This window comes from Corynebacterium lipophilum, from assembly GCF_024102595.1.
GTDB classification, from domain to species: domain Bacteria; phylum Actinomycetota; class Actinomycetes; order Mycobacteriales; family Mycobacteriaceae; genus Corynebacterium; species Corynebacterium pseudogenitalium.
In genome coordinates this window covers 55,128-77,233 of the sequence record NZ_JAEUWV010000002.1, presented here as the reverse complement: position 1 = coordinate 77,233, position 22,106 = coordinate 55,128, and the positions used below count along the sequence as shown (strand labels likewise).

Genomic DNA, 22,106 nt, shown 5'->3' with positions numbered 1-22,106 from the left:
GTGCAACGCGGGCTAGGCCTTCGCGGCGGGAGGGAACCGGTGCCGGGTTTTCGCCGTCAGAAAAGACATGGGGATTGACAGAGCGCATAATGCACAACGGCAACGGTGGGAGGAACGGAAGGAAGAGCTACGGCGGGGGATTGTGGACAAGCGGGTTCTTTCCCACAAGGAACTCGACAAACTCCGAGGGCCGTATCGGGTGCTCGACACGAGCATTGTGTATGCAGAGACGGGATGGAAAGAGCTGAGGTTCCACGAACGTCAGTGGCTGCGCGTCGAAGCTGCTGCGATGATGAGCAGGGAAGCGGTGTTGGTCGGAAGATCGGCCGCGCGCATGCACGGCATTTGGGTGATCAGTACGACGGAAGAACCCGTCGAACTGTGTCTGCTTTCGAGGGGGAGCCCGCCATCTCGCCGAAACCGGGAGGGGATAATGTTTCGGCGCATGGTGCTGCGTAGCAACGAAATCTCGTTGCGCGACGGCCACCGGGTTACTAACGGTTTCCGAACGTTTGCTGACATCGCCCGCCATTACGGCTTCGTCGAAGGGCTCGTCGCTGCCGACTACCTTCGGTGTAGTGGGTTTACGTTTGAACTTCTTGAACGGGAGGCATCCCAACTTGGCAGGCTAAAGGGCGTTGCCGTGGTCCGGGAGTGCATCCGGCACTGTGTCGCGGATTCCGGTTCGCCCTACGAATCTTTCGCACGCGCTCTGCTGATCCGGGCGGGGATCGGCCCTTTGCTTACGCAGTACGAAGTGGCTGGACGCTACGCAGATCTTTGCATCGACGGCTGGCTGCTCATCGAGATCGACGGCAACGTGAAATACCAGGGACCCAACGCCGAACGCGCGCGGCAGGAAGAGTTCGAGCGGCAGAAGATAATCGCCAACAGGGGGTATGTCTTCCTCCGCTACTCGCCGTCGTTCTTGCGTCGGTACCCCGATCAGTTCGTCCGCGAGGTCCGCGACACCATCGCTGGCCGCCGGGCTGCGCTCGCGTGAGCAGTCGCTTCTCGACGCCACCACACCCGCAGCCCGCTCTTTGCCGAGGATGGTAACCAGAGGACGGTAATCAGCCGAGTAGAGGTGATCGCCGTCGGCCCAGTTACTCGGCTGATTACCATCCTCTGGTTACCACGTAGAGGTACCATCCTGGGCGCCAGGTCAAGAACCGTAAACGAAACCCCGGCCGCCGCGAAAACGCAGCAACCGGGGCCGATCAAACCGAGGGTTTACTTCAAACCGTCAATCACCTTGTTAAACGTTGCCGACGGACGCATGACGGCAGTGACCTTGGCCTCCTCAGGCCAGTAGTAGCCACCCAAGTCGGCAGGGGAGCCCTGCACCGCGAGCAGCTCTGCGTCGATGGTCTCGGCGTTCTCTGCCAGCGCCGCAGCAACCGGAGCGAACGTGGCCGCCAGGTCTGCGTCCTCGGACTGCGCGGCGAGCTCTTCGGCCCAGTAGCGGGCCAGCCAGAAGTGGGAGCCGCGGTCGTCGATCTCGCCGACCTTGCGCGATGGCGACTTGCCTTCGTTGAGCAGCTTCTCCGTTGCGCGGTCCAGCGCGTCACCGAGGACGCCTGCCTTCTCGTTGCCCTTGGTGTTCTTCTCGTGGCGGAAGGACTCTGCAAGTGCGAGGTACTCGCCGAGGGAGTCCCAGCGCAGGTGGTTCTCCTCCTGGACCTGCTGGACGTGCTTCGGCGCGGAGCCGCCGGCACCGGTTTCGAAGAGGCCGCCGCCAGCCATCAGTGGAACGACGGAGAGCATCTTCGCGGAGGTGCCCAGCTCCAGAATCGGGAACAGGTCGGTGTTGTAGTCGCGCAGGACGTTACCGGTCACGGAGATGGTGTCCTCGCCGCGGCGGATGCGCTCGACGGAAACCTTCGTCGCCTCAACCGGGTTCAAGATGGAGATGTCCAGGCCGTCCGTGTCGTGGTCCTGCAGGTACTTGTTCACCAGCTCGATGAGGTTGCGGTCGTGTGCGCGCTCCTCGTCGAGCCAGAAGATGGCCTTCATGCCGGACAGGCGTGCGCGGTTGACCGCGAGTTTGACCCAGTCCTGGATCGGGGCGTCCTTGGTCTGGCATGCGCGCCAGATGTCGCCGGCTTCGACGTCGTGCTCGATGAGGACGTTGCCAAGCTTGCTGACAACCTGCACCTTGCCGTCGGCAGGGATCTTGAAGGTCTTGTCATGGGAGCCGTACTCCTCAGCCTTCTTCGCCATCAGGCCGACGTTTGGCACGGTGCCCATGGTGGTTGGGTCGTAGGCGCCGTTGGCGCGGCAGTCGTCGATAACCGCCTGGTAGACGCCCGCGTAGGAGGAGTCCGGGATGGTCGCCAGGGTGTCCTGCTCCTGGTCGGCAGCATTCCACATGTGGCCCGAGGTGCGGATCATCGCAGGCATCGAGGCGTCGATAATCACGTCGGATGGTACGTGCAGGTTGGTGATGCCCTTGTGGGAGTTGACCATCGCCAACGCCGGGCCGTCCTTCAGTGCCTGCTCGAAGGCCGCGCGGATCTCCTCGCCATTATCGACGCCAGCAAGGCCATCGAGGATCGCGCCCAGGCCGTTCTCGCCGTTCAGGCCAGCAGCGAAAAGGGTCTCGCCGTACTTGTCGTAGACGTCCTTGAAGTATGCGCGGACGACGTGGCCGAAGATGATTGGGTCGGAGACCTTCATCATCGTTGCCTTCAGGTGGGCGGAGAAGAGCACGCCCTCTTCCTTGGCGCGCTTGACGGCGTCGAGAAGGAAGGCGTCGAGTGCCTTGGCGGACATGAAGGTGCCGTCCACGACCTCGCCAGCCTCAACGGCCAGGGAGTCTTTGAGGACGGTCTCGGTGCCATCATTGGCGACCAGCTTGATGGTCAGGGAATCGGCCGCCGGCATGATGACGGACTTCTCGTTGTGGCGGAAGTCTCCAGCATCCATGGTCGCAACGTTGGTCTTGGAGTCCTTCGACCACGCGCCCATCGAGTGTGGGTGCTTCTTTGTGAAGTTCTTGACGGCCTCCGGCGCACGGCGATCGGAGTTGCCCTCGCGCAGGACGGGGTTCACGGCGGAGCCCTTCACGGCGTCGTAACGCTTCTGTACTTCGCGCTCTTCGTCGGTGGAAGGATTGTCCGGGTACTCCGGCAGGTCGAAGCCAGCGGCCTGCAGCTCTGCGATGGCCTTCTTCAGCTGGACCAGGGAAGCCGAGATGTTCGGAAGCTTGATGATGTTCGCTTCGGGGGTAGTAGCAAGCTGGCCGAGCTGCGCAAGTGCGTCGTCCATCTTCTGCTCGTCGGTGAGACGCTCCGGGAACTGCGCAATGATGCGGCCTGCAAGCGAGATGTCAGCGGTGGTGACATCGAGTCCCGCCTGAGCGGCGAATGCCTCAACGATTGGCTTGAGGGAATAGGTTGCCAGCAGTGGCGCTTCATCGGTGCGTGTCCAAATGATTTGAGCCATGGTTCTCCTTAAGTATCGCGTCAAATGTGTTGCCTAAACCCACAGCGTACAGCTTTTACATACCGCGTGTCTTGTATTAGCGGGGAAAGGTAGGGTCATGGGCATGGTTTTAAGCATTGCTTCGGTCAACGTCAACGGAATCCGCGCGGCCACGAAGGTCCGCAACGAGCTTAATCACGGGATGCACGCATGGCTCGACGCCTCGTCTGTCGACGTCGTGCTGATGCAAGAGGTGCGGGCAACGCAGGAACAAACCGAGCTCGCGCTGGCGCCTGCGCTTGAGCAAGGGTGGTATCTCGCCGTCGCCCCGGCAGAAACTCCGGGCGCGAAAGGCCGCGCGGGTGTGGGAATTCTCTCACGAACCCCCCTATCTGAGGTAAGTGTTGGTATCCCAGGATTCGAGGACGCGGGGCGCTTCATTGCGGCGACGCTCGAAAATGGTGTGCGGGTGGCATCGCTCTACCTGCCGTCGGGTGCGGCGGAGACGGCCAAGCAGGACGAGAAGTACCGCTTCTTCGACCAGTTCGGCCCGGTGCTCGAGGAACTGCCCGCGAAGTACCCCGACATGGTGATCGCAGGCGACTGGAACATCTGCCACCGCCGCGAAGACTTGAAGAACTGGAAGACGAACCGGAAGAAGTCCGGCTTCCTGCCCGACGAGCGCGCGTTCATGGACTCCGTCTTCGGTGCGTTCCCGGATGACGCCGCGCAGGACCTCGAAGACAAGGAAGCAAGCCGGTGGGCTGGGGCGGTGGAGTATGAGTCGGAGGGGCGTCGACAAGCGAATGAGAGCCCGCAGTGGTTCGACGTCGCGCGCCGCCTGCAGCCCGAGGACGCGCCGTACACATGGTGGACCTACCGTGGCCAGGCGTTTAACAACGACGCCGGCTGGCGCATCGACTACCAGGCCGCAACGAAGTCCATGCTCGAGCGCGCGCAGCGCAGCTGGGTGGAAAAGGCGCCTACGGTTGAGCAGCGCTGGTCGGATCACTCCCCACTCATCGTGGAATACGACATTTAATATGGACGCAGTCAGCACCGATCAGCTCATCACCGCGCTCTTCATCATCGGCATCGTCGCAGAGGCCATGACCGCCGCCGTGTCCGCGGGCCGCATGCGCATGGACCTCTTCGGGGTCATCACCCTCGGCGCGTTGACCGCGCTCGGCGGCGGCACGGTGCGCAACCTGCTGCTGGGGATTTACCCGATGGTGTGGGTGGAAAAACCCGAGTATCTGCTGCTCGTCGTAGTTGCTTCCGTACTGACTGTCCGCATTAGTTGGCTGATGCACCAGCTGCGTCGCGGCTTCTTAGTTGCCGACGCCATCGGGCTCGCCGCGTTCGTTGTTGTTGGTATTCGAATCGCGATTGAGAACGGCCACGGGTTCATCATTGCCTGCGTGGCCGCCATCACCACCGGTGTGTCCGGCGGTATCATTCGCGACGTCCTCTCCGATCGTGTGCCGCTGGTGTTCCGGAAAGAGCTGTATGCGTCGGCGGCGGTGATTGGCACCGTGGCGTGGTGGCTCATGATGATGGCGAGGGTCCCGGAGTGGGTCAACGTCATTGTTACCGTGCTGCTCGTGCTGGGTATCCGCCTGGTTTCCCTGAAGCGTGGCTGGTCACTGCCGGTCTATGTGTACGACGACGAGCGCGTCGCCGAGATCGACCCGAAGTACGCGCTGACCTCTTACTTCTACCGGCGAGCGCGGATGGTGCCGGGGGCGCGCCAGGTCTACCGCGGCATCAAGCGCATGCGCCGAACCGACCCGCGGCCAAACAATAAGACCGACAAAGAGGAAAAAGAATAGGGCAGGTACCGCACGCGCACGTTCCGGTCTACAGTAGGTAGGCATGACTAAAAAACAGCGCGTACTTTCCGGCATTCAACCCACGGCAGATTCCTACCACCTCGGCAACTACCTTGGGGCATTGAAGCAGTGGATTGACCTGCAAGACGGGTACGACGCGTTTTATTTCATCCCGGACCTGCACGCCATCACGGTCGACCAGGATCCGAAGGAGCTGCGCGAGCGCACCATCGCGGGCTGCGCGCAGCTGATCGCGCTCGGCATCGACCCAGAGAAGTCCACTCTGTTCGTGCAGTCGCATGTGCCTGAGCACACGGAGCTGACCTGGGTGCTGCAGTGCCTCACCGGCTTCGGCGAGGCAAGCCGCATGACGCAGTTTAAGGACAAGAGCCAGAAGCAGGGCCAGGATCGCACCTCGGTCGGTCTGTTCACCTACCCGGTGTTGATGGCCGCCGATATTTTGCTGTACTCGCCACAGGTTGTGCCCGTTGGTGAAGATCAGCGTCAGCACCTTGAGCTGACCCGCACGCTCGCCGAGCGTTTCAACTCCCGCTACGGCTCCACGTTCGTTGTGCCGGAGGGGCTGATTCCGGAAGGCTCGGCAAAGATTTACGACTTGCAGGACCCGACGTCGAAGATGAGCAAGTCTGGGCAGAACCCCAAGGGTCTGATTAACCTGCTGGATGATCCGAAGGTGTCCGCGAAGCGGATCCGTTCCGCGGTGACGGACGACGATGGCGTCGTCGCCTATGACAAGGAAAACAAGCCAGGTGTTTCCAACCTCTTAGTGATCCAGTCTGCGCTGACCGGCACCCCGATCGACTCGCTGGTGGCCAGCTACGAGGGCAAGGGCTACGGCGCACTGAAGGTTGACACGGCCGATGCACTTGAGGCCTTTACGACGCCACTTCGCGCCCGCTACGACGAACTCATGAACGACCGTGGACAGCTGGAACGCATCCTTGCGGACGGAGCGCAGCGCGCACGCGAGATCGCGGCGCCGTTGGTAAAAGACGTGTATGAGAAGGTTGGTTTTCTCGCGGGAGCCTAGCAATTCGGTGGCTAGATGGTGGACCTTTCCTCTACGATGGTGTGCTTAACGTAACAAACCAGAAGTAGGGAAGGGACTGTGATGGCCACTTCGACGTCGCCACAGACGGAGTACACCGATCGGCAGGGCATTGAGCGCGCCACGAAGCAGCAAACAGAGGGCGCTGCGGACGAGATTGCGAAGAAGGCTCCGGCGGTCGGGCACCTGATGCGGATGAACGAGCGTTTCTCCGCGCAGGGCGGAAACCAGCTTTCAGCAGGTATTACGTACTTCTCGGTACTGTCACTCTTCCCGCTGGCGATGTTGCTGTTCGCTGCCCTCGGTATGTTTTTGAACGGGCGCCCGGACATCATGCAGCAGGTGCAGGACCAAATCACTGAGAACCTCGAAGGGGGACTCGGCGAGACCGTCAACGAGTTGCTACAGGCAGCGATCGACCAGCGTGGAGCCGTCGCAGGTGTCGGTTTGCTCACAACCCTCTGGTCCGGCTTGGGATGGATGAACAACCTGCGAGTCGGCGTTTCGGCGATGTGGAACCTTGACGCGAATGATGGTGGAAACTTCGTCGTGAAGAAGCTGACGGACCTGTTGGGCTTGATCGGTTTGATTCTGCTCTTCATCGTGGCGTTCGGTGTGACCGCTGTAGGTGCATCCTCCTGGACCTCGCAGGCGATGGAGCACTTCGGTCTCGGTGACTTCCCGGGGGCCCGCCTCGTGGTGTGGGCCGTCGGCCTGTTGGTCGGTGTGCTGGCGAACTTCCTGGTTATGTGGTGGATGGTCACGTACATGCCGCGCACGAAGGTGCCGATGAAGTCCGGCCTGAAGGGCGCGCTGCTCGGCGCGGTCGCGTTCGAGCTGGTGAAGCAGTTCGCAACCGTGATCGTCAGCTCGGCGACGGGCAACCCAGCCGGCGCGATCTTCGGCCCAGTGATTGTGCTGATGGTGGTGCTCTATCTCATCTGGCGCGTTGTGCTCTACGTTTCTGCCTGGACCGCAACTACAGAGGAGTCGTTGGAGCTCGAGCCGGTTGAGGTCCCGGAGTCCGCGATCATTAATGTGCGCGCGGGCGCGTACCAGGACCCTGCTAGCAGCGCCTCGGCATCGGGCAAGGCGCTAGGCATTGGGGCCGCGATTGGTGCTATTGGCGTCGGGATCGTTTCTTTGCTGACGCGAAACTAAGCGCGACGGCGAGTGCGGTAACCACCAGCACGCCGCCGACGAGCGCGATGGAAAGCCAGGGAATGCCACCCTGGCTTTTTGCTGTTCCAGGCTGCTCATCAGCGGTATCGGTCGGCTGCGATGTTGTCGTCGGCGTTCCCTCGACAGGGTTCAGCGACGCCACGTGGGTGTGGCCCTCGGAGGCGTAGGCGTAGGACTCGTGGAGCAGCGCCTGCGCCTGCTGCCACGCGCGCATCTTATCTACCGTGGTATCTAGCACGACTGCCACCAGACGCACGCCGTCGTGGTTGACGGCGCCGACAAAGGTGTGGTTTGCGTCATCGGTGTAGCCGGTCTTGCCGCCGATGCCGTCTGGGTCGTTGAGGTAGAGCTGGTTGTCGTTCCACAGCTCGTATCCCGGGATGTCGCCGTAGCCGGGGAAGGGGTAGGAGGCGGTGTCCGCGATTTCGGCGAACGTGGGGTTGGAAAATGCGGCCCGGTAGGCGAGCGCCATATCCCACGCCGAGGTAGACATGCCGGTGCGATCCAGGCCGGAGTAGGAGGTTGCGCGGGTGTCAGTCATGCCGAGCTCGCGGGCTTTCGCGTTGATCTTCGTCAGGGTGGCGTCGTCACCGCCGAGCGCCTGCGCGAGCGCATGGGCGGCGTCGTTGCCCGAGGCCATCAGCAGGCCGTGTAGCAGGTCGTTGACGGTGTACTCGCCGCCGGCCCCGATGCCGACGGCGGAGCCCTCCTGGCCAGCGGATTCCTCGCTGACCACAACGCGCTGTTCGCGGGGCAGCTCGTCAATCGCCACGAGTGCGAGCAGCACCTTAATAATCGAGGCCGGCCTGTACCTGCCGTGCGGATCCTTCATCGCAATCACGTCGCCGGTATCGAGGTTGGCGACCAGCCACGCGGACGCGAGCACCCCCTCATCGACATGGAATCCCTCGGGCGCCTCGATGCCGCAGGAGCCCTCGTAGGTTACGGGGAGTGGTTGGAGCGTCTCGGTTTCGCGAGCTTCGGACGTCGAGACTGGTTCGGGCGGCCACAGGGAGCGTTCGCAATTGTTCGTGTCCGGCGCGTGGAGGCGAACAGGAGGGACCCAGTTGCCGTAGTCGTCGTAAAACCCGGGGCGGGGAGTGACCGTGGTCGTGACCGTCATATCCTCCGCCTGCGCAAGCGGGGCAGGGGCGAGAGTCAGGCACAGGGGCGCGCACACGGCGCTTGCGATGCGTATTGCAGTGTTCATCGCAGGCTATCGTACGCCAGGTCACCCACGATATTGGTGAGGCTGCGCTTTGTTGCGCAGGTGTGTAGTTTCAGCCACGATGTGCGCATGGTTGCAGTAGAAGGCATGAATGAGCGGCTGAATAAGCTGCGCGCGGCAGTGCTCGGCGCGAATGATGGCATCGTTTCGACGGCCGCGGTGGTCGTCGGCGTCGCGGGTGCTACCCCGAATGTTCCCGCGATCGCTACGGCCGGCATCGCCGCGCTGATTGGTGGCGCGGTGTCGATGGCGCTCGGCGAATACGTGTCTGTGTCCTCCCAGCGGGATATGGAAAACGCCTTCATTGAGCGCGAGCTCGAGCTGCACAAGGAGGACCCGCACGAGGAGTTCGAGCACCTGGTCGCAGGCTACGTCGCGTCTGGTTTGAGCTCGAAGACGGCGCTGAAGGTGGCGAAGGAGCGCACCGCCGAGGACCCCATCAAGGCCCACTTGGAAATGCACTACGGCATCGACGAGGACGACCTTGCGAACCCATGGTCCGCGGCCATTGCGTCGTTCATTTCCTTCTTCCTCGGTGCGTTGCTGCCGCTTGCTGCGGTGCTGCTCCCGCCGGACTCGTGGCGTGTGGCGTCGACGTTCATTGTGACGCTCGTGGCGTTGGCGGCGACGGGCGCGGTTTCCGCGCGCATTGGCGGCGCGAGCGTGACGCGCGCCGTGCTGCGCCTGGTCATTGGTGGCGCACTCGGCCTTGCTATTACGTTCGGCGCCGGCTGGGTCTTCGGCACCACGGCGCTCTAGGGGTTGCGGGCCTCGTACTGTTTGACCAGCCGCTCGATGAGCTCGTCGGTGAGTTTGTCGTCCTGCAGGATCATGTCCAACATCTTGCTCGCGGATTGGTCCAGGTGCTGGTCTTCGTCGTAGGAGTCGCCGGAGAGATCCACCCCGATGCCGTCGAGCAGCGACTCGCTTGTCGACGCCTCCTCCGTCACATCCTGCTTGTCCTCAGCATCAATCGCCTCGAACTGGGAGGTGAATTCCTGCAGGAACGCGTCTGCCTCGTGCACGGCCTCCTTACGCCCTTTGCCGCGCTTGACCTCCGATTCTATCCTGCGCTGGAGCGCCTTTTCCATCTGGCGGTGGCGCCAGGAGCGCACGCGGGTCGGCTCGAGTTCACGTGCGATGTTGCGTGAGCGACGCTCCGCTTTCCGAGCCAGTTCGGCGAGGTGTGCCGCGGTCTGGTTTACCGGCGCGAACTCGGAGTTCGTGGAGATCCGCCAGTTTCCGTAGTAGCCGAGCAGGAAGAGTCCGAAGCTCACCATCGGGCCAAGCACCATCCCGATCGCCATGTGGCCCGTGGCGTGCCCGATCAGGACGATGATGGAGCAGGCCACCGCCGGGATGACCGTTGGTTGGTTGTTGCCGAAGACACTCGGCTCGCGGCCGGTGACGACGTCGCGGATCATGCCGCCGCCCGTCGCGGTGAACACGCCCATCATGATCGCAGGCAGGACCGGCAGCCCGTACGTCAGGGCTTTCGACGCCCCGGTGGCCGCCCACAGCGCTGAGACGAAGGCGTCGCCGTGGCTTTCAAGCACGCTCCACGCGCGCCCTTTGAAGTATGTAAAGCGCGCGATCACCGCGCCGGTAAAGGCCAGGATGAGGTACTCCGGCTGGCTCATTGCGGCCACGGTGCCTTCGTTGATGAGGACGTCGCGAAGCATGCCTCCGCCGAGTGCGGAGAGCATCGCGATGAAGAAAAACCCGATGATGTCGTAGCCGCGGTGGCGTGCGATTGTGCCACCGATGATGCCCATCAGTAAGACACCGGATACATCGAACCAACGATAAATAGCGGAGATTAACGGATCGACCTGGTCCATGGTGGCACATTTTACGTGTGCCAGAATCCGGTGTCTTCGACGGCCTCAGGAATGTAGGCTGCGACTAGAACTTGGAGAAGCGCTTGATGAGCTGCAGTTCCATCTCGTTCCACGCCTCAGCCTTATCCGTAAACGGCGCGGATGGGACGTAGCCTGCGGCTTCGGTGGAGCCCAGCATGTACGCCAGGTAGTCCTGCATGCGTGGGTTTGCCAGGAGGAAGGAGTTGAGCGAGTCGTCCTTGGCCCAGTCGGCGGCGTCGGCAAGCAGTTCGTAGGCCTTCGCCATCTGCTTGGTATCGACGCTATCGACGCCCTGCTTGATGTCCTGCGCGATGCCGTTGAAGGAGTAGGAGTTGTCCGGGTGGACGGTGACCTCGAGCTCACCAGCGTTGGCCAGGGTAACCAGGTCAGGCCAGGTTGCTACTGCGGCGAGGTCATGGTCATCGTTCTCGATAATCCAGCGTCCAAGGTGCTTGGTGGACGGGAACGTGAAGATTTCACCGTACTTGCCCAGGAATACCGGGTTGGAGCCCAGGTAGGTGCGCAGCGTGTAGACGCTCTTGCCCTGGATGGAAACCTTCACTGGGTCGATTCCGGCACGTGCCCACACGGAGTTGTCGTATGGGTCTTGCGCCTCCTGCTCAGCACGCTCGGCCTCGCTGGCTTGCTGCTGCGCCTCTTCGCGGGCCTTTTGCGCGGCCTCGATAGCTGCGGCAGCGGCGCTGACCGCTGCCGCGTCGATGGAGTCCGTCTTCACTACGCGGACCGACTCGTCGAGGGATTTGACTACCTCTTCCCAGTTCGCCAGCACGACGCGGCCGACACCAGACCACTCGTCCAGGCCGTTCTCACCCTGGTAGTGATCAGAGCCGCGGTTGACGTTGCCCAAAATCGAGTGGGAGGCGAAGAAGATCAGTGCTGGCTCTGCCGCCGCTACCTCCGCGAGGGAGCGCGAAATCTGCAACACGCGGGACAGGTGCGAGACGTTCTCGTGGCTTGGGCGGCCAGCCAGCAACTCCGGTGCACCAATGATGTCGAAGTACTGCTTGTCATTCGGCACCACACGGTCGTCGCCCTGGTTGGAAAACTGCTCCCACTTGGGGTGGTCCGCCAGGTCATGCTTCGGCGTGTTATTGACATATGCGAGCAGCGCCTCAGGAGATTCGAAGACGAGCACCGAGTTTTCATCGCCGAAAAAGGCCTGCCACTCGGAGCCGTGCTCCTTCCAGGTTGGCGCCCACAGGGTGTAGAAATCGCCGTCGGTCAGTGAAAGCTTGACGGGCAAAATAGCACGGGTAATCATGCAGCAAATCTATCACGCTGTTGGACGCCAGAAACCTTTGAAGGCCATTCCCATGTTTTCTGTTCGCACTGGGTTCATCTGTACAGGGTCGCCAGCTTCGATGAGCATCCCGTCACCGGCGTACATGGCAACGTGTCCATCCCACACCGCGAGGTCGCCCGGTTGTAGGTCCTCGTAGCGGACCTGTTGCCCGATATTCTGCTCTTGAGCTAGGCGTGGTAGCTCCACACCGGCCTGCCGATACGCCCAGCTTGTCAGCCCGGAGCAGTCGAACCCGCCGGGCGCAGATCCACCCCACGCGTACCGTGTGCCGAGCTGTTGTTTCGCCGCCGCGACCGCAGCTTCACCAGTTGCCGAGCCACCCCGGGAGGGAGGAGGTCCCGCCTGCTGAACGGCGGCGAGCTGGGTGACCTCGTTCTTAGCGTGAGGGAGTTCGCGGGCTGTGATGAGGCGCTCGAGCTCGTACATGGCGGCTTTTGCTTGCGAGGATGCGGCAATAGCGGGTTGGCTCGCTGCGTGTGCCACGATCTCCGAGAGCTGCTTGGCTAGTGGTGCGAGGTCGTTCGCCAGTCCGTTGAGCGTGAGCCCAGCCTGGGTGACCGCCCACGCGACCTGGGCGGCGATCTTGATCCCCGCTCCGATCGCAGTTGCAGGGTTGAGTAGCAGTGGTAGGAGCGGTTGGGTGTCTCGGATGAGGTCAACCACGATATTGCTCAGGTCTTTGGCGGCAAAGAACACGAGGCTGCTCGCCTGACCGAACATCTTCACAATGGTGTCGCGATCTTTCCCCAGCAGGTTCGCAGCATTGCGCAGCGTCTGGCCCGCAGGGTGCGCCCCTACGAACGCGGCAAGGGGCTCGATGGCGGAAAAATCTGGAGTGGAAAGGAATGGGAGTTGGGGAAGTGGGGCAGGGACGTGTCGCAGAATGAGCTGCGCTGCCGCGATCGGGTCAATGCCCGCAGCCAGTGCAGCCATCACAACACCGCCTGAAGAAGGTTGCTGAATCGCTCATCAACGCTGATGGCCGCTTTTACAGCCAGGAGCATCGCGAAAGCGACGCGGCTTGCTTCCTCACTCAAAGCCTCGCTTCTCGCGTTTTCCTGCTCCACGGCCTGCGAGAGCGCCTGGCTGAACTCCGCGAGCGGCCACACATTGGGAACCGGAACGTTTGGCAGTGGTTGGAGCGCAGCGGCGTCGTCGCGTAGCGAGTCAGCGTGCGAATGGATCGTTGATTGGTCAAAAGCGAAAGTAGTCATAAGAGGTTGGACGCACAGAGTCAGTAAACGGTTCCCTCCGAATTTCAATTACCATGTGAATCATGGAAATTACCGTTGTTGACCACCCCCTAGCAGCCTCCCGTCTGACACTGATGCGCGATGAGCGAAGCGACAACACCGCGTTTCGTGCCGCACTCGCTGACCTGGGCGCGATGCTGATTTATGAGGCGTCGCGTGACCTGAAAACCGAAACCTTTGAAACCAAAACGCCGGTTGCAACAGCCACCGGCGTTCGCTTGGAAAAGCCCCCAATTATTGTTCCGATCATCCGTGCCGGCCTCGGAATGATTGACCCGGCGTTGTCCATGATCCCGGACGCGCAGGTCGGCTTCATCGGCATGGCGCGCGACGAGAAGACGCACGAGCCGGTTCCGTACCTCGAGGCGCTGCCCGACGACCTGTCGGGACAGCCGGTGTTCTTGGTTGATCCGATGCTGGCCACGGGAGGTTCCCTCATCCACGCGATTGAACTGTTGGAAGGCCGTGGGGCAGACGACATTACTTGTGTGTGCATGGTCAGTGCGCAGCCGGGCGTCGACAAGCTGAAGCAGCACGGCGGATCGGTGCGACTGATCACCGCCGTCATTGACCCAGGGCTCAACGAGGACGCGTACATCGTGCCGGGCCTCGGTGACGCCGGAGATAGGTTGTACGGGCCACGCAATATTGACCTCTAGTCAAAGTAACGTGCGTCGGATATAATCACCGGAAGTTTGTTACGTACACGAGGGGGTATACGTGTTCTTTCAGGGGAGTCTTGGCGCACGTTTTTCGGACGTGGATTCGGACCAGTACTGGGCCAGCTACGCGTTTGCGTTAGGGGAGAAGATCCGCGCGCTGCGAACAATGCAGGGGCTATCGCAGGCGTACCTGGCGGAGCGGGCGGGGATCTCTCGTTCGCTGCTCTCTAACCTGGAGCGCAATAGCTACAACAGGAATAGGGCTGCTGACCCCACGCTTTCGACGATCTACCGGATCGCTGCCGCGCTCGATGTTTCGCCCCTGCAGCTGCTTCCAGCGGACGAGGGGCAGGTGGACGAACATGACCAGTCGCAAGATTCGGCGGAGATGAGCGTAGAATCATTGCCACAATAAGGCGCAGTGGGAGCCACGCGCACAAATGCTGGGTGAAGGGTGAACATACACGATGACGGCCGGAGGAATTGCGCGCGCGGTAGACCAATGGGTGAAGGAACATCACTTGACAATGGTGGAGTGGCGTCGTCACTTCCACTCCTACCCGGAGCTTTCCAACCAAGAGTTCGCCACTACCGAGTTCATTGCGAAGGTGCTGCGTGAGCACGGTCTTGAGCCCGTCCTCTTTCCCGGCACGGGACTCTACGTCGACCTGGGCCCAAAAGACGGCAAGCGGCTCGCGTTCCGCGGCGACATCGACGCTCTGAAAGTGCCGGAGCAAACCGGTTTGCCGTTCGCATCCCAGCACCCGGGCGTTTCCCACTCGTGCGGCCACGACGTGCATACGACGGTGGTGCTCGCGCTGGCGTGCGCCTTATCGACGGTCCAGCTGCCGCTCGGCGTACGCATCATCTTCCAGCCGGCGGAAGAGGTGATGAACGGCGGTGCGCTCGACGTGATCGAGTGGGGCGCGCTGCAGGATGTCGCGAGCATTTACGCCCTCCACGCCGAACCGAAACTGCGCGTAGGCCAGATCGGTGTGCGCACGGGCGCTATTACCTCGGCGTCGGACGTGCTGCGCATTACGGTCAACGGGCCTGGCGGCCACACCTCTCGCCCGCAGCTTTCGGCGGACGTGGTCTACGCGCTTGGGGCGCTGATTACGCAGTTGCCGGCGCTGCTGTCGCGCCGGGTCGACCCACGTACGGGCACGGTGTTGGTGTTCGGGCACGTCGAGTCGGGCGACGCGGCGAACGCGATCCCGAAGACAGGCGAGCTACTGGGCACGTTGCGGACAGCGGATATCGGGACGTGGCGGATCCTCGAAGATCTGGTCACTGACCTGATTGACCTCGTCGTCGCACCGACCGGGTGCACGTACCACCTCGACTACATGCGGGGCGTGCCACCGGTGCTCAACGACGACGCCGCGACGGCGATCGGGGTGCAGGCAGGACGCAGGATTGACCCGCACGCGGTGGTGACCGCGCCGCAGTCCTCGGGCGGGGAGGACTTCTCTTGGTACCTGGAGCACGTCCCCGGGTCGATGTTCCGGCTCGGTGCCTGGAGCGGTGAGGGAGAGATGCAGGACCTGCACCAAGGCAACCTTGATATTGATGAGCGAGCACTTGAAGTTGGGGTGCGTTTGTTCGGAGGGGTCGTCGAAAAGTACGCCGAAAACCTCAGCTAGTGCAACTTTTGGTTGGTAACGAAGCCATGGGCGGCCGTGTAGACTAGCCAGGTATTTGTGCGAACGACGAAGACCGTTGAGGAGTATGTAGGTGTCGAAGAAGATCGTCATCATTGGCGGAGGGCCAGCTGGTTACGAGGCTGCGCTGGTTGCATCAAAGTACGGGGCCGATATCACCATTGTGGAAGACAATGGTTTGGGCGGCTCCGCTATCCGCAAGGACGTTGTTCCTTCGAAGAGCTTTATCGCCGGCGCCAACATTAAGACGGACCTTCGCCGTGCAGACGACATGGGGCTCAACCACGGGCTTGGGGAAGCCCAGCTTTCGCTGACCGCCCTGAACGCACGCGTGATCGCGCTGGCTGATAAGCAGTCCAGTGACATCGCTAAGCAGTTGGAGCAGCGCGGCGTGCGCCTTATCCAGGGGCGCGCTCGTTTTACGGACCAACAGCACGGTCACACCACGCACCGCGTGGAGGTGCACTGCGAGGGTAAAGACACCGAGATTATTGATTGCGACATGGTGCTGGTGTGCACCGGCGCGAACCCGCGCGTGCTGCCGGGCGCTGAGCCGGACGGCGAGCGCATCCTGAACTGGCGTCAGATGTACAGCCTGCAGGAGATGCCGACGCACCTGATCGTGGTTGGTTCCGGTGTGACCGGTGCTGAGTTTGTTTCTGCGTTCGCTGAGCTGGGCGTCGAGGTGACCATGGTTGCTTCGCGTGACCGCATCCTGCCGCACGATGACGCCGATGCCGCTGACGTGCTCGAGGAGGTGCTCGCGGGCCGTGGCGTCCACTTGGAGAAACACGCTCGCGTGGAGTCGGTGACGAACACCGGCGACGGCGTGGTTGTGCGCACGACGGACGGGCGCGAGATCGCCGGTTCGCACGTGATGATGTCCATTGGTTCGATTCCGAACACGGCGGACCTCAACCTGGAGGCGGCCGGTGTGGAAGTCGCCCCGTCGGGCCACATCATTGTTGACCGCGTGTCGCGTACCAACGTTGCAGGTATTTACGCTGCGGGTGACTGCAGCGACCTGATGCCGCTGGCATCGGTCGCGGCGCAGCAGGGACGCATTGCGGTCGACCACGCGCTGGGCGAGGGCGTGTCACCGGTACGCCTGAAGACGGTGGGCAACGCGGTCTTTACCCGCCCGGAGATCGCCGCGGTTGGTGTGACGCAGCAGCAGATCACCGACGGCGAGGTTGACGCGGACATCTACAAACTGGACCTGTCCACGAACCCTCGCGCAAAGATGCGTTCCCTCCAGCACGGTTTTGTGAAGATCTTCGCCCGCAAGGGCTCCGGCCAGGTACTCGGTGGCGTGATTGTCGCACCGACTGCCTCCGAACTGATTCTGTCGCTGACCATCGCGGTAGCCAACGACCTGACTGTGCGTCAGCTGGCGAACTCGATGGCGGTGTACCCGTCCCTGTCCGGTTCGATTACAGAGGCGGCACGCAGGCTGATTGCTAAGTCCGATCTGGACTAGCGCTCGGGCTAGAACTAGGCGGCCCCGGAAACGCTCGCTGCGGACAGGATGTTCGTGGGCAGGTAGCGCAGCCGGGGCCGATTTTTGTTGCCGATTCGGGGGAGATGTTCAGTCCGTCGGCGTAGATCATGCGTTGGGCGAACGCGATATCGCAGCCCAGCACCACCGCGTGCTCCCGGCGCGGGGAGTCGAATCCTACGACGGGGCCCTGCACCATCCGCGCAATCCATAGGTAGGTCCGGCCGTCCGGCATGACGGCGACCTGACGCGTCACTCTATTCGAAGTTTCAAACGCGCGGTGCACGACCCACAACGGGCAGCCCCCACCGTGGCGCGAGAAGTGGAAGGCTGTCGATGACTGCCGCTTCGATATGTTGCCTGCCCGGTCGGTGCGCACGAAGACGAACGGAATCGCCTCTGCGCCGGGGCGCTGCAACGTCGCGAGGCGCTGGCAGGTTGACTCGAAACCAGTGCCGAAGCGCGCGGAGATGACGTCGATGTCGTAGCGGGTTTCTTCGGCAGCTTGGAGGAGCTCCGCGTAGGGCATGGTGACAGCGGCGGCGAAGTACTGCGCCAGCCCGTGGCGCGCGAGCTGGACGGGCTCGGGCTGTGTCGATTCGTCGAAAGTGTCGCGGACGTACTCGTCGATGAGCTCTGCGAAGGCGGTGCGGCCGTAGTGGTAGGCGAGTTCAAAGCACTGCTGGGACTCGGTGAGTCCGGTGCGTAGGCGGATCTCGCGCTGGTCGTGCTGCAGGGTCGAGCGGGGGCCGTGGGCGTATTGGTTGAAGCGCACTTGGATGCCGTATTCCCTGTCGAAGGTTGCCGCGAGGCGTGTCAGTCGCAGTTGCCGGTTCGCGGCGTGCGCTGCGAGCTGCTCGGCAGCAACGTCGAGCTCGTGGAAGTAGTTCTTGTGGTTCTGGAAGAATTCACGCACGAGTGCGTGGGGGTGTTCGGAGTCGGTGGCCTCGGGTGAAGGCAGCACCCTGAGAGAGTTGGCGATGTCGGGGAAGCGCTGTGCGAACTCGTGCAGTTTCGGCTGTGGGACGTCGGGGAGTAGCTCGGAAAGCTCGTTGACCACGCGTTGGTCTTCATCGGGGGAGAAGAAAGTGGTGGAGAGCTGAAACGCGTGGGTGAGTTGGAGGAGCACGCTGACGGTGAGTGGACGCTGGTCGTTTTCGAGCTGGTTGAGGTAGCTCGTTGAGATGTCTATGCGGCGGGCCATTTCGCCTTGTGTGAGTTCGAGTTCATGGCGGAGCGTCTGTATCTTTGCCCCCGCGTACAGCTTTGCCATCGTACCTTTCTCCCATTTTGTATGCGTGTACTGCGTAGTTAACAGAATTTGCACAAGTAGCAGAATTTGTACGCAGAAGTTTACATGCGAAAATCATGGCCCGCATCACATTTGGCTCCCTAGTATGAGCTGCAACATCAACGAGGTTTCGCGGTAGCGGAACTACAACGAAGACGAAGGAGCCAAGATGATCGAACACAACGTGCGCACGCACCGTTCGGCAGAAGATTTCCCGATTGAAGAGCACCTCGCATACAAGATCGCCAAGGTTGCAGCAGACCCGGTAGAGGTTCCAGCTGATACGACTGAGATGATCATCAACCGCATTATCGACAATGCGTCGGTCGCCGTCGCTTCCTACGGTCGCCGCCCAGTCGCGACCGCTCGCGTGATGGCGGAGGCACATCCAGTATCCGAAGGCGGTGCGCAGATTTTTGGTGTCGACGGCTCCTACTCCGCAGAGTGGGCCGCATTCGCCAACGGTACAGCGGTCCGCGAGCTGGACTTCCACGACACCTTCCTCGCGGCGGAGTACTCCCACCCGGGCGACAACATTCCGCCGATCCTTGCAGTAGCACAGCACAAGGGCCTCGACGGTAAGGCGCTGATCCGTGGTATCGCGACCGGCTACGAGATCCAGGTCAACCTGGTCAAGGGTATTTGCCTGCACGAGTGGAAGATTGACCACGTGGCGCACCTCGGCCCATCTGTTGCGGCGGGTCTGGGCACCATGCTGAACCTGGACATTGACACCATCTACCAGGCGGTTGGCCAGGCGCTGCACACTACGACGGCGACGCGCCAGTCCCGCAAGGGCCTCATCTCTTCTTGGAAGGCGTCCGCCCCGGCATTCGCCGGCAAGATGGGCATCGAGGCCGTCGACCGCGCGATGCGCGGCGAGGGTGCACCCGCTCCGATTTGGGAGGGCGAGGACGGCTTCATCGCCTGGATGCTGCATTCCCCAGAACGCACCTACGTGGTGCCACTGCCTGCAGACGGTGAGGCAAAGCGCGCAATCCTGGATACCTACACCAAGGAGCATTCGGCTGAGTACCAGTCGCAGGCCCCAATCGACCTGGCGCGTCGCATGAAGCAGACCATCGCGGATGCCGGTAAGTCCACCGCCGATATTGAGTCGATCGTGCTGCACACCTCGCACCACACGCACTACGTCATCGGCACCGGCGCGAACGACCCGCAGAAGATGGATCCGAAGGCGTCTCGCGAGACCCTCGACCACTCGATCATGTACATCTTCGCCGTAGCGCTCGAGGACGGCACGTGGCACCACGTCGATTCCTACGCTCCTGAGCGTGTGAATCGCCCTGAGACGATCACGCTGTGGCACAAGATCTCCACGGTGGAGGACCCGGAGTGGACGCGTCGCTACCACTCGCAGGATCCGGCCGAGAAGGCGTTCGGCGCAAAGGCCGTCATCACCTTCAATGACGGCACCGTCATCGAGGATGAGATGGCCGTGGCGGACGCTCACCCACTGGGGGCACGCCCGTTTGCCCGTGAGCAGTACATCCAGAAGTTCCGCACGCTGGCGGAGGGGATCGTCGATAAGGAAGAGCAGGACCGTTTCCTTGAAGACGTGCAGAACCTCGAGCAGCTCACCGACTTGAGCAAGCTCAACATCAAGGTGAACGCGGACGCGCAAGCCAATGCTCCTCAGATCCCAGGAGGGATTTTCTAAGATGTTTGTTCCTGATACAACGCCAAATGAGCGCCGACTGGCGCTGCGGGCCTCACTCGAGTCCACCGAAATTACAAAACTGCCCGGCGCGTTCAATCCGCTGACGGCTCGGCTCATCGAGGACATCGGTGGCTTCGAAGGTGTCTACGTCTCCGGCGCGGTACTCGCCAACGACCTAGGCCTGCCGGATATTGGGCTGACCACACTGACGGAGGTCGCGCAGCGCGGCGGGCACATCGCTCGCGCTACGAACCTTCCAGTGCTTATCGACGCCGACACCGGCTTCGGCGAACCGATGTCCGCAGCACGCACCGTGGCTGAGTTCGAGGCCGCGGGGCTTGCCTCGCTGCACCTGGAGGACCAGGTGAACCCGAAGCGCTGCGGGCACCTCGACGGCAAGGAAGTAGTGCCGCGTGACCTGATGGTGCGACGCATCAGCGCCGCAGTAAAGGAGCGCCACGACGATGCATTCGTCATCTGTGCGCGTACCGACGCGGCTGGCATCGAGGGCATCGACTCCGCAATCGAGCGGGCCAAGGCTTACGCAGATGCCGGCGCGGACCTTATCTTTACGGAGGCACTCTATACCGAGAAGGACTTCGAGACCTTCCGCAAGGCCGTCGATATCCCGCTGCTGGCGAACATGACGGAGTTCGGTAAGACCAAGCTGCTCTCCGCCGGAACCTTGCAGGACCTCGGCTATAACGCGGTGATTTGGCCGGTGACCACGTTCCGCCTCGCAATGGGGCAGACCGAGGCCATGCTCCGCGACATCGCGGAAACCGGCACGCAGGAGCCGTGGTTGGACCGCATGCAGCACAGGTCCCGCCTATACGAGCTGGTCAAGTACGAAGACTTCAACCAGTTCGACCAGTCCGTCTTCACATATTCCAAGGACACCTACTCGTCCACATTCGAGTAATCCCTATCCCGCATCCCTAACCCAATCCCTATCCTGAAAGGACTTCATCCCATGACCACTCAAGAAATCAAGAAGGGCCTCGCTGGCGTCGTTGCGGACTACACCGCAATCTCCAAGGTCAACCCTGAGACGAACTCCCTGCTGTACTACGGTTACCCGGTCCACGAGCTGGCAGAGCACTGCACCTTCGAAGAGGTTGCGTACCTGCTTTGGCACGGCGAGCTGCCAGACAAGTCGGGCGCGGAGGAGTTCCGCCTCGGATGTATGAACAACCGCGACATCGATGAGGAGCTCATCCAGGTCATTAACTACCTGCCGAAGGACTGCCACCCGATGGACGTGCTGCGCACCGCAGTGTCCTTCCTGGGCACCCGCGACGAGTACAAGTTCACCCCGGATGCTGACCACATCCGCAAGATCGGTACCGAGCTGTTGGCGAAGCTGCCGACCATCGTGGCCACCGACATTCGCCGCCGCCAGGGCAAGGGCTACATCGCCCCGAGCAAGGACAAGGGCTTCTCAGAGAACTTCCTCTGGATGGTCTTCGGTGACGAGGAAGGCTCCCCGGCTACCATCCCGTCGGATATCGAGGCGTTTGAGAAGACCATGATTCTCTACGCGGAGCACTCCTTCAACGCCTCCACGTTCACCGCCCGCACGGTGACCTCGACGCAGTCCGATGCCTGGTCTGCGATCACCGCGGCTATCGGCGCCCTGAAGGGCCCGCTGCACGGTGGCGCGAACGAGTTCGTCATGCACCACATGAAGGAAATTGACGACCCAGCCAACGCGGAGCAGTGGTGCCTGAACAAGCTGAAGAACAAGGAGCTCGTCATGGGCTTCGGCCACCGCGTGTATAAGAAGGGCGACTCGCGCGTGCCGACCATGGAGGCCGCGTTCAAGAAGCTTGCCGCGGAGCACAAGGACCAGGGTGCCGAGAAGTGGGTGGAAATCTACGACATCATGGCGAAGACGATGTACGAGAACACGTCCATCAACATCCGCCCGAACCTTGACTTCCCGTCCGGCCCGTCCTACTACATCCTGGGCTTTGACATCGAGTTCTTCACGCCGTTGTTCGTGATGAGCCGCATCACCGGCTGGACCGCGCACATCATTGAGCAGTACGAGAACAACTCGCTGATTCGCCCACTGTCCGCGTACAACGGCCCGGAGGAGCGTCACCTGGACGGCACCTACCAGCCGCAGTAA

Annotated in this window: 20 protein-coding genes; 13 read left to right on the top strand and 7 right to left on the bottom strand. The window is 62.0% G+C overall.

What is annotated here, in order from left to right:
• The first annotated feature begins 142 nt into the window (after window positions 1-142).
• Complete coding sequence (locus tag JMN37_RS02235; RefSeq protein ID WP_252930958.1) at window positions 143-1,003, top strand: hypothetical protein; 861 nt, start codon at window positions 143-145, stop codon at window positions 1,001-1,003.
• Window positions 1,004-1,233: 230 nt separating this feature from the next.
• On the opposite strand, the gene JMN37_RS02230 is transcribed toward JMN37_RS02235, so the two are convergent.
• A complete protein-coding gene (locus JMN37_RS02230; RefSeq protein ID WP_252930957.1) occupies window positions 1,234-3,447 on the bottom strand; it encodes an NADP-dependent isocitrate dehydrogenase in 2,214 nt (737 codons plus the stop codon).
• A gap of 103 nt (window positions 3,448-3,550) precedes the next feature.
• Here JMN37_RS02230 and JMN37_RS02225 point away from each other — a divergent pair, with 103 nt between their 5' ends.
• From JMN37_RS02225 to JMN37_RS02210, 4 genes are all read left to right on the top strand, one after another.
• Entirely contained in the window at window positions 3,551-4,468 is a 918-nt protein-coding gene (locus tag JMN37_RS02225) for an exodeoxyribonuclease III (protein WP_252931022.1), read from the top strand.
• A gap of 1 nt (window position 4,469) precedes the next feature.
• Window positions 4,470-5,258, top strand: coding sequence for a trimeric intracellular cation channel family protein (locus tag JMN37_RS02220; RefSeq protein ID WP_070363005.1), 789 nt, complete (start codon window positions 4,470-4,472; stop codon window positions 5,256-5,258).
• Between the two features lie 43 nt (window positions 5,259-5,301).
• Complete coding sequence (gene trpS, locus JMN37_RS02215; RefSeq protein ID WP_070363004.1) at window positions 5,302-6,309, top strand: tryptophan--tRNA ligase; 1,008 nt, start codon at window positions 5,302-5,304, stop codon at window positions 6,307-6,309.
• 81 nt (window positions 6,310-6,390) lie between these two features.
• Window positions 6,391-7,488, top strand: a complete 1,098-nt coding sequence (locus JMN37_RS02210; protein ID WP_070477651.1) for a YhjD/YihY/BrkB family envelope integrity protein — start codon at window positions 6,391-6,393, stop codon at window positions 7,486-7,488.
• Here JMN37_RS02210 and JMN37_RS02205 read toward each other — a convergent pair.
• Window positions 7,448-8,719 (bottom strand): D-alanyl-D-alanine carboxypeptidase family protein, encoded by a 1,272-nt coding sequence (locus JMN37_RS02205; RefSeq protein WP_252930956.1) that lies wholly within the window; start codon window positions 8,717-8,719, stop codon window positions 7,448-7,450. The two genes, JMN37_RS02210 and JMN37_RS02205, sit on opposite strands and share 41 nt — an antisense overlap.
• Window positions 8,720-8,806: 87 nt before the next feature.
• Here JMN37_RS02205 and JMN37_RS02200 point away from each other — a divergent pair, with 87 nt between their 5' ends.
• A complete protein-coding gene (locus tag JMN37_RS02200; protein WP_252930955.1) occupies window positions 8,807-9,496 on the top strand; it encodes a VIT1/CCC1 transporter family protein in 690 nt (229 codons plus the stop codon).
• Here JMN37_RS02200 and JMN37_RS02195 read toward each other — a convergent pair.
• The 4 genes from JMN37_RS02195 to JMN37_RS02180 all read right to left on the bottom strand — a co-directional run bounded on the left by JMN37_RS02195 (window position 9,493) and on the right by JMN37_RS02180 (window position 13,137).
• Entirely contained in the window at window positions 9,493-10,578 is a 1,086-nt protein-coding gene (locus JMN37_RS02195) for a trimeric intracellular cation channel family protein (protein WP_252930954.1), read from the bottom strand. The genes JMN37_RS02200 and JMN37_RS02195 overlap by 4 nt on opposite strands.
• 64 nt (window positions 10,579-10,642) lie before the next feature.
• Complete coding sequence (locus tag JMN37_RS02190; protein ID WP_252930953.1) at window positions 10,643-11,881, bottom strand: SatS C-terminal domain-containing protein; 1,239 nt, start codon at window positions 11,879-11,881, stop codon at window positions 10,643-10,645.
• A 12-nt stretch (window positions 11,882-11,893) separates the two neighbouring features.
• Window positions 11,894-12,856, bottom strand: coding sequence for a C40 family peptidase (locus tag JMN37_RS02185; RefSeq protein ID WP_252930952.1), 963 nt, complete (start codon window positions 12,854-12,856; stop codon window positions 11,894-11,896).
• Window positions 12,856-13,137, bottom strand: a complete 282-nt coding sequence (locus JMN37_RS02180) for a hypothetical protein (protein ID WP_070362998.1) — start codon at window positions 13,135-13,137, stop codon at window positions 12,856-12,858. The genes JMN37_RS02185 and JMN37_RS02180 overlap by 1 nt, the downstream gene beginning before the upstream one ends.
• A gap of 62 nt (window positions 13,138-13,199) precedes the next feature.
• Here JMN37_RS02180 and upp point away from each other — a divergent pair, with 62 nt between their 5' ends.
• From upp to JMN37_RS02160, 4 genes are all read left to right on the top strand, one after another.
• Window positions 13,200-13,835: a uracil phosphoribosyltransferase gene (gene upp / locus JMN37_RS02175; RefSeq protein ID WP_070477655.1), complete on the top strand. Its 636-nt coding sequence runs from the start codon at window positions 13,200-13,202 to the stop codon at window positions 13,833-13,835.
• Window positions 13,836-13,935: 100 nt separating this feature from the next.
• Window positions 13,936-14,253, top strand: coding sequence for a helix-turn-helix domain-containing protein (locus JMN37_RS02170; RefSeq protein WP_252930951.1), 318 nt, complete (start codon window positions 13,936-13,938; stop codon window positions 14,251-14,253).
• Between the two features lie 52 nt (window positions 14,254-14,305).
• Window positions 14,306-15,484, top strand: a complete 1,179-nt coding sequence (locus JMN37_RS02165; RefSeq protein ID WP_252930950.1) for an amidohydrolase — start codon at window positions 14,306-14,308, stop codon at window positions 15,482-15,484.
• A 91-nt stretch (window positions 15,485-15,575) separates the two neighbouring features.
• On the top strand, window positions 15,576-16,982 hold the full coding sequence (locus tag JMN37_RS02160) for an NAD(P)H-quinone dehydrogenase (RefSeq protein WP_070362994.1): 1,407 nt from the start codon (window positions 15,576-15,578) through the stop codon (window positions 16,980-16,982).
• Here JMN37_RS02160 and JMN37_RS02155 read toward each other — a convergent pair.
• Complete coding sequence (locus JMN37_RS02155; protein WP_252930949.1) at window positions 16,963-18,273, bottom strand: helix-turn-helix domain-containing protein; 1,311 nt, start codon at window positions 18,271-18,273, stop codon at window positions 16,963-16,965. The two genes, JMN37_RS02160 and JMN37_RS02155, sit on opposite strands and share 20 nt — an antisense overlap.
• A 187-nt stretch (window positions 18,274-18,460) precedes the next feature.
• Here JMN37_RS02155 and prpD point away from each other — a divergent pair, with 187 nt between their 5' ends.
• The 3 genes from prpD to JMN37_RS02140 are packed head-to-tail and all read left to right on the top strand — an operon-like array spanning window position 18,461 to window position 22,106.
• Complete coding sequence (gene prpD / locus JMN37_RS02150; RefSeq protein WP_252930948.1) at window positions 18,461-19,972, top strand: 2-methylcitrate dehydratase PrpD; 1,512 nt, start codon at window positions 18,461-18,463, stop codon at window positions 19,970-19,972.
• Window position 19,973: 1 nt separating this feature from the next.
• A complete protein-coding gene (gene prpB, locus JMN37_RS02145; protein ID WP_252930947.1) occupies window positions 19,974-20,894 on the top strand; it encodes a methylisocitrate lyase in 921 nt (306 codons plus the stop codon).
• Window positions 20,895-20,945: 51 nt separating this feature from the next.
• Complete coding sequence (locus JMN37_RS02140; RefSeq protein ID WP_070362990.1) at window positions 20,946-22,106, top strand: bifunctional 2-methylcitrate synthase/citrate synthase; 1,161 nt, start codon at window positions 20,946-20,948, stop codon at window positions 22,104-22,106.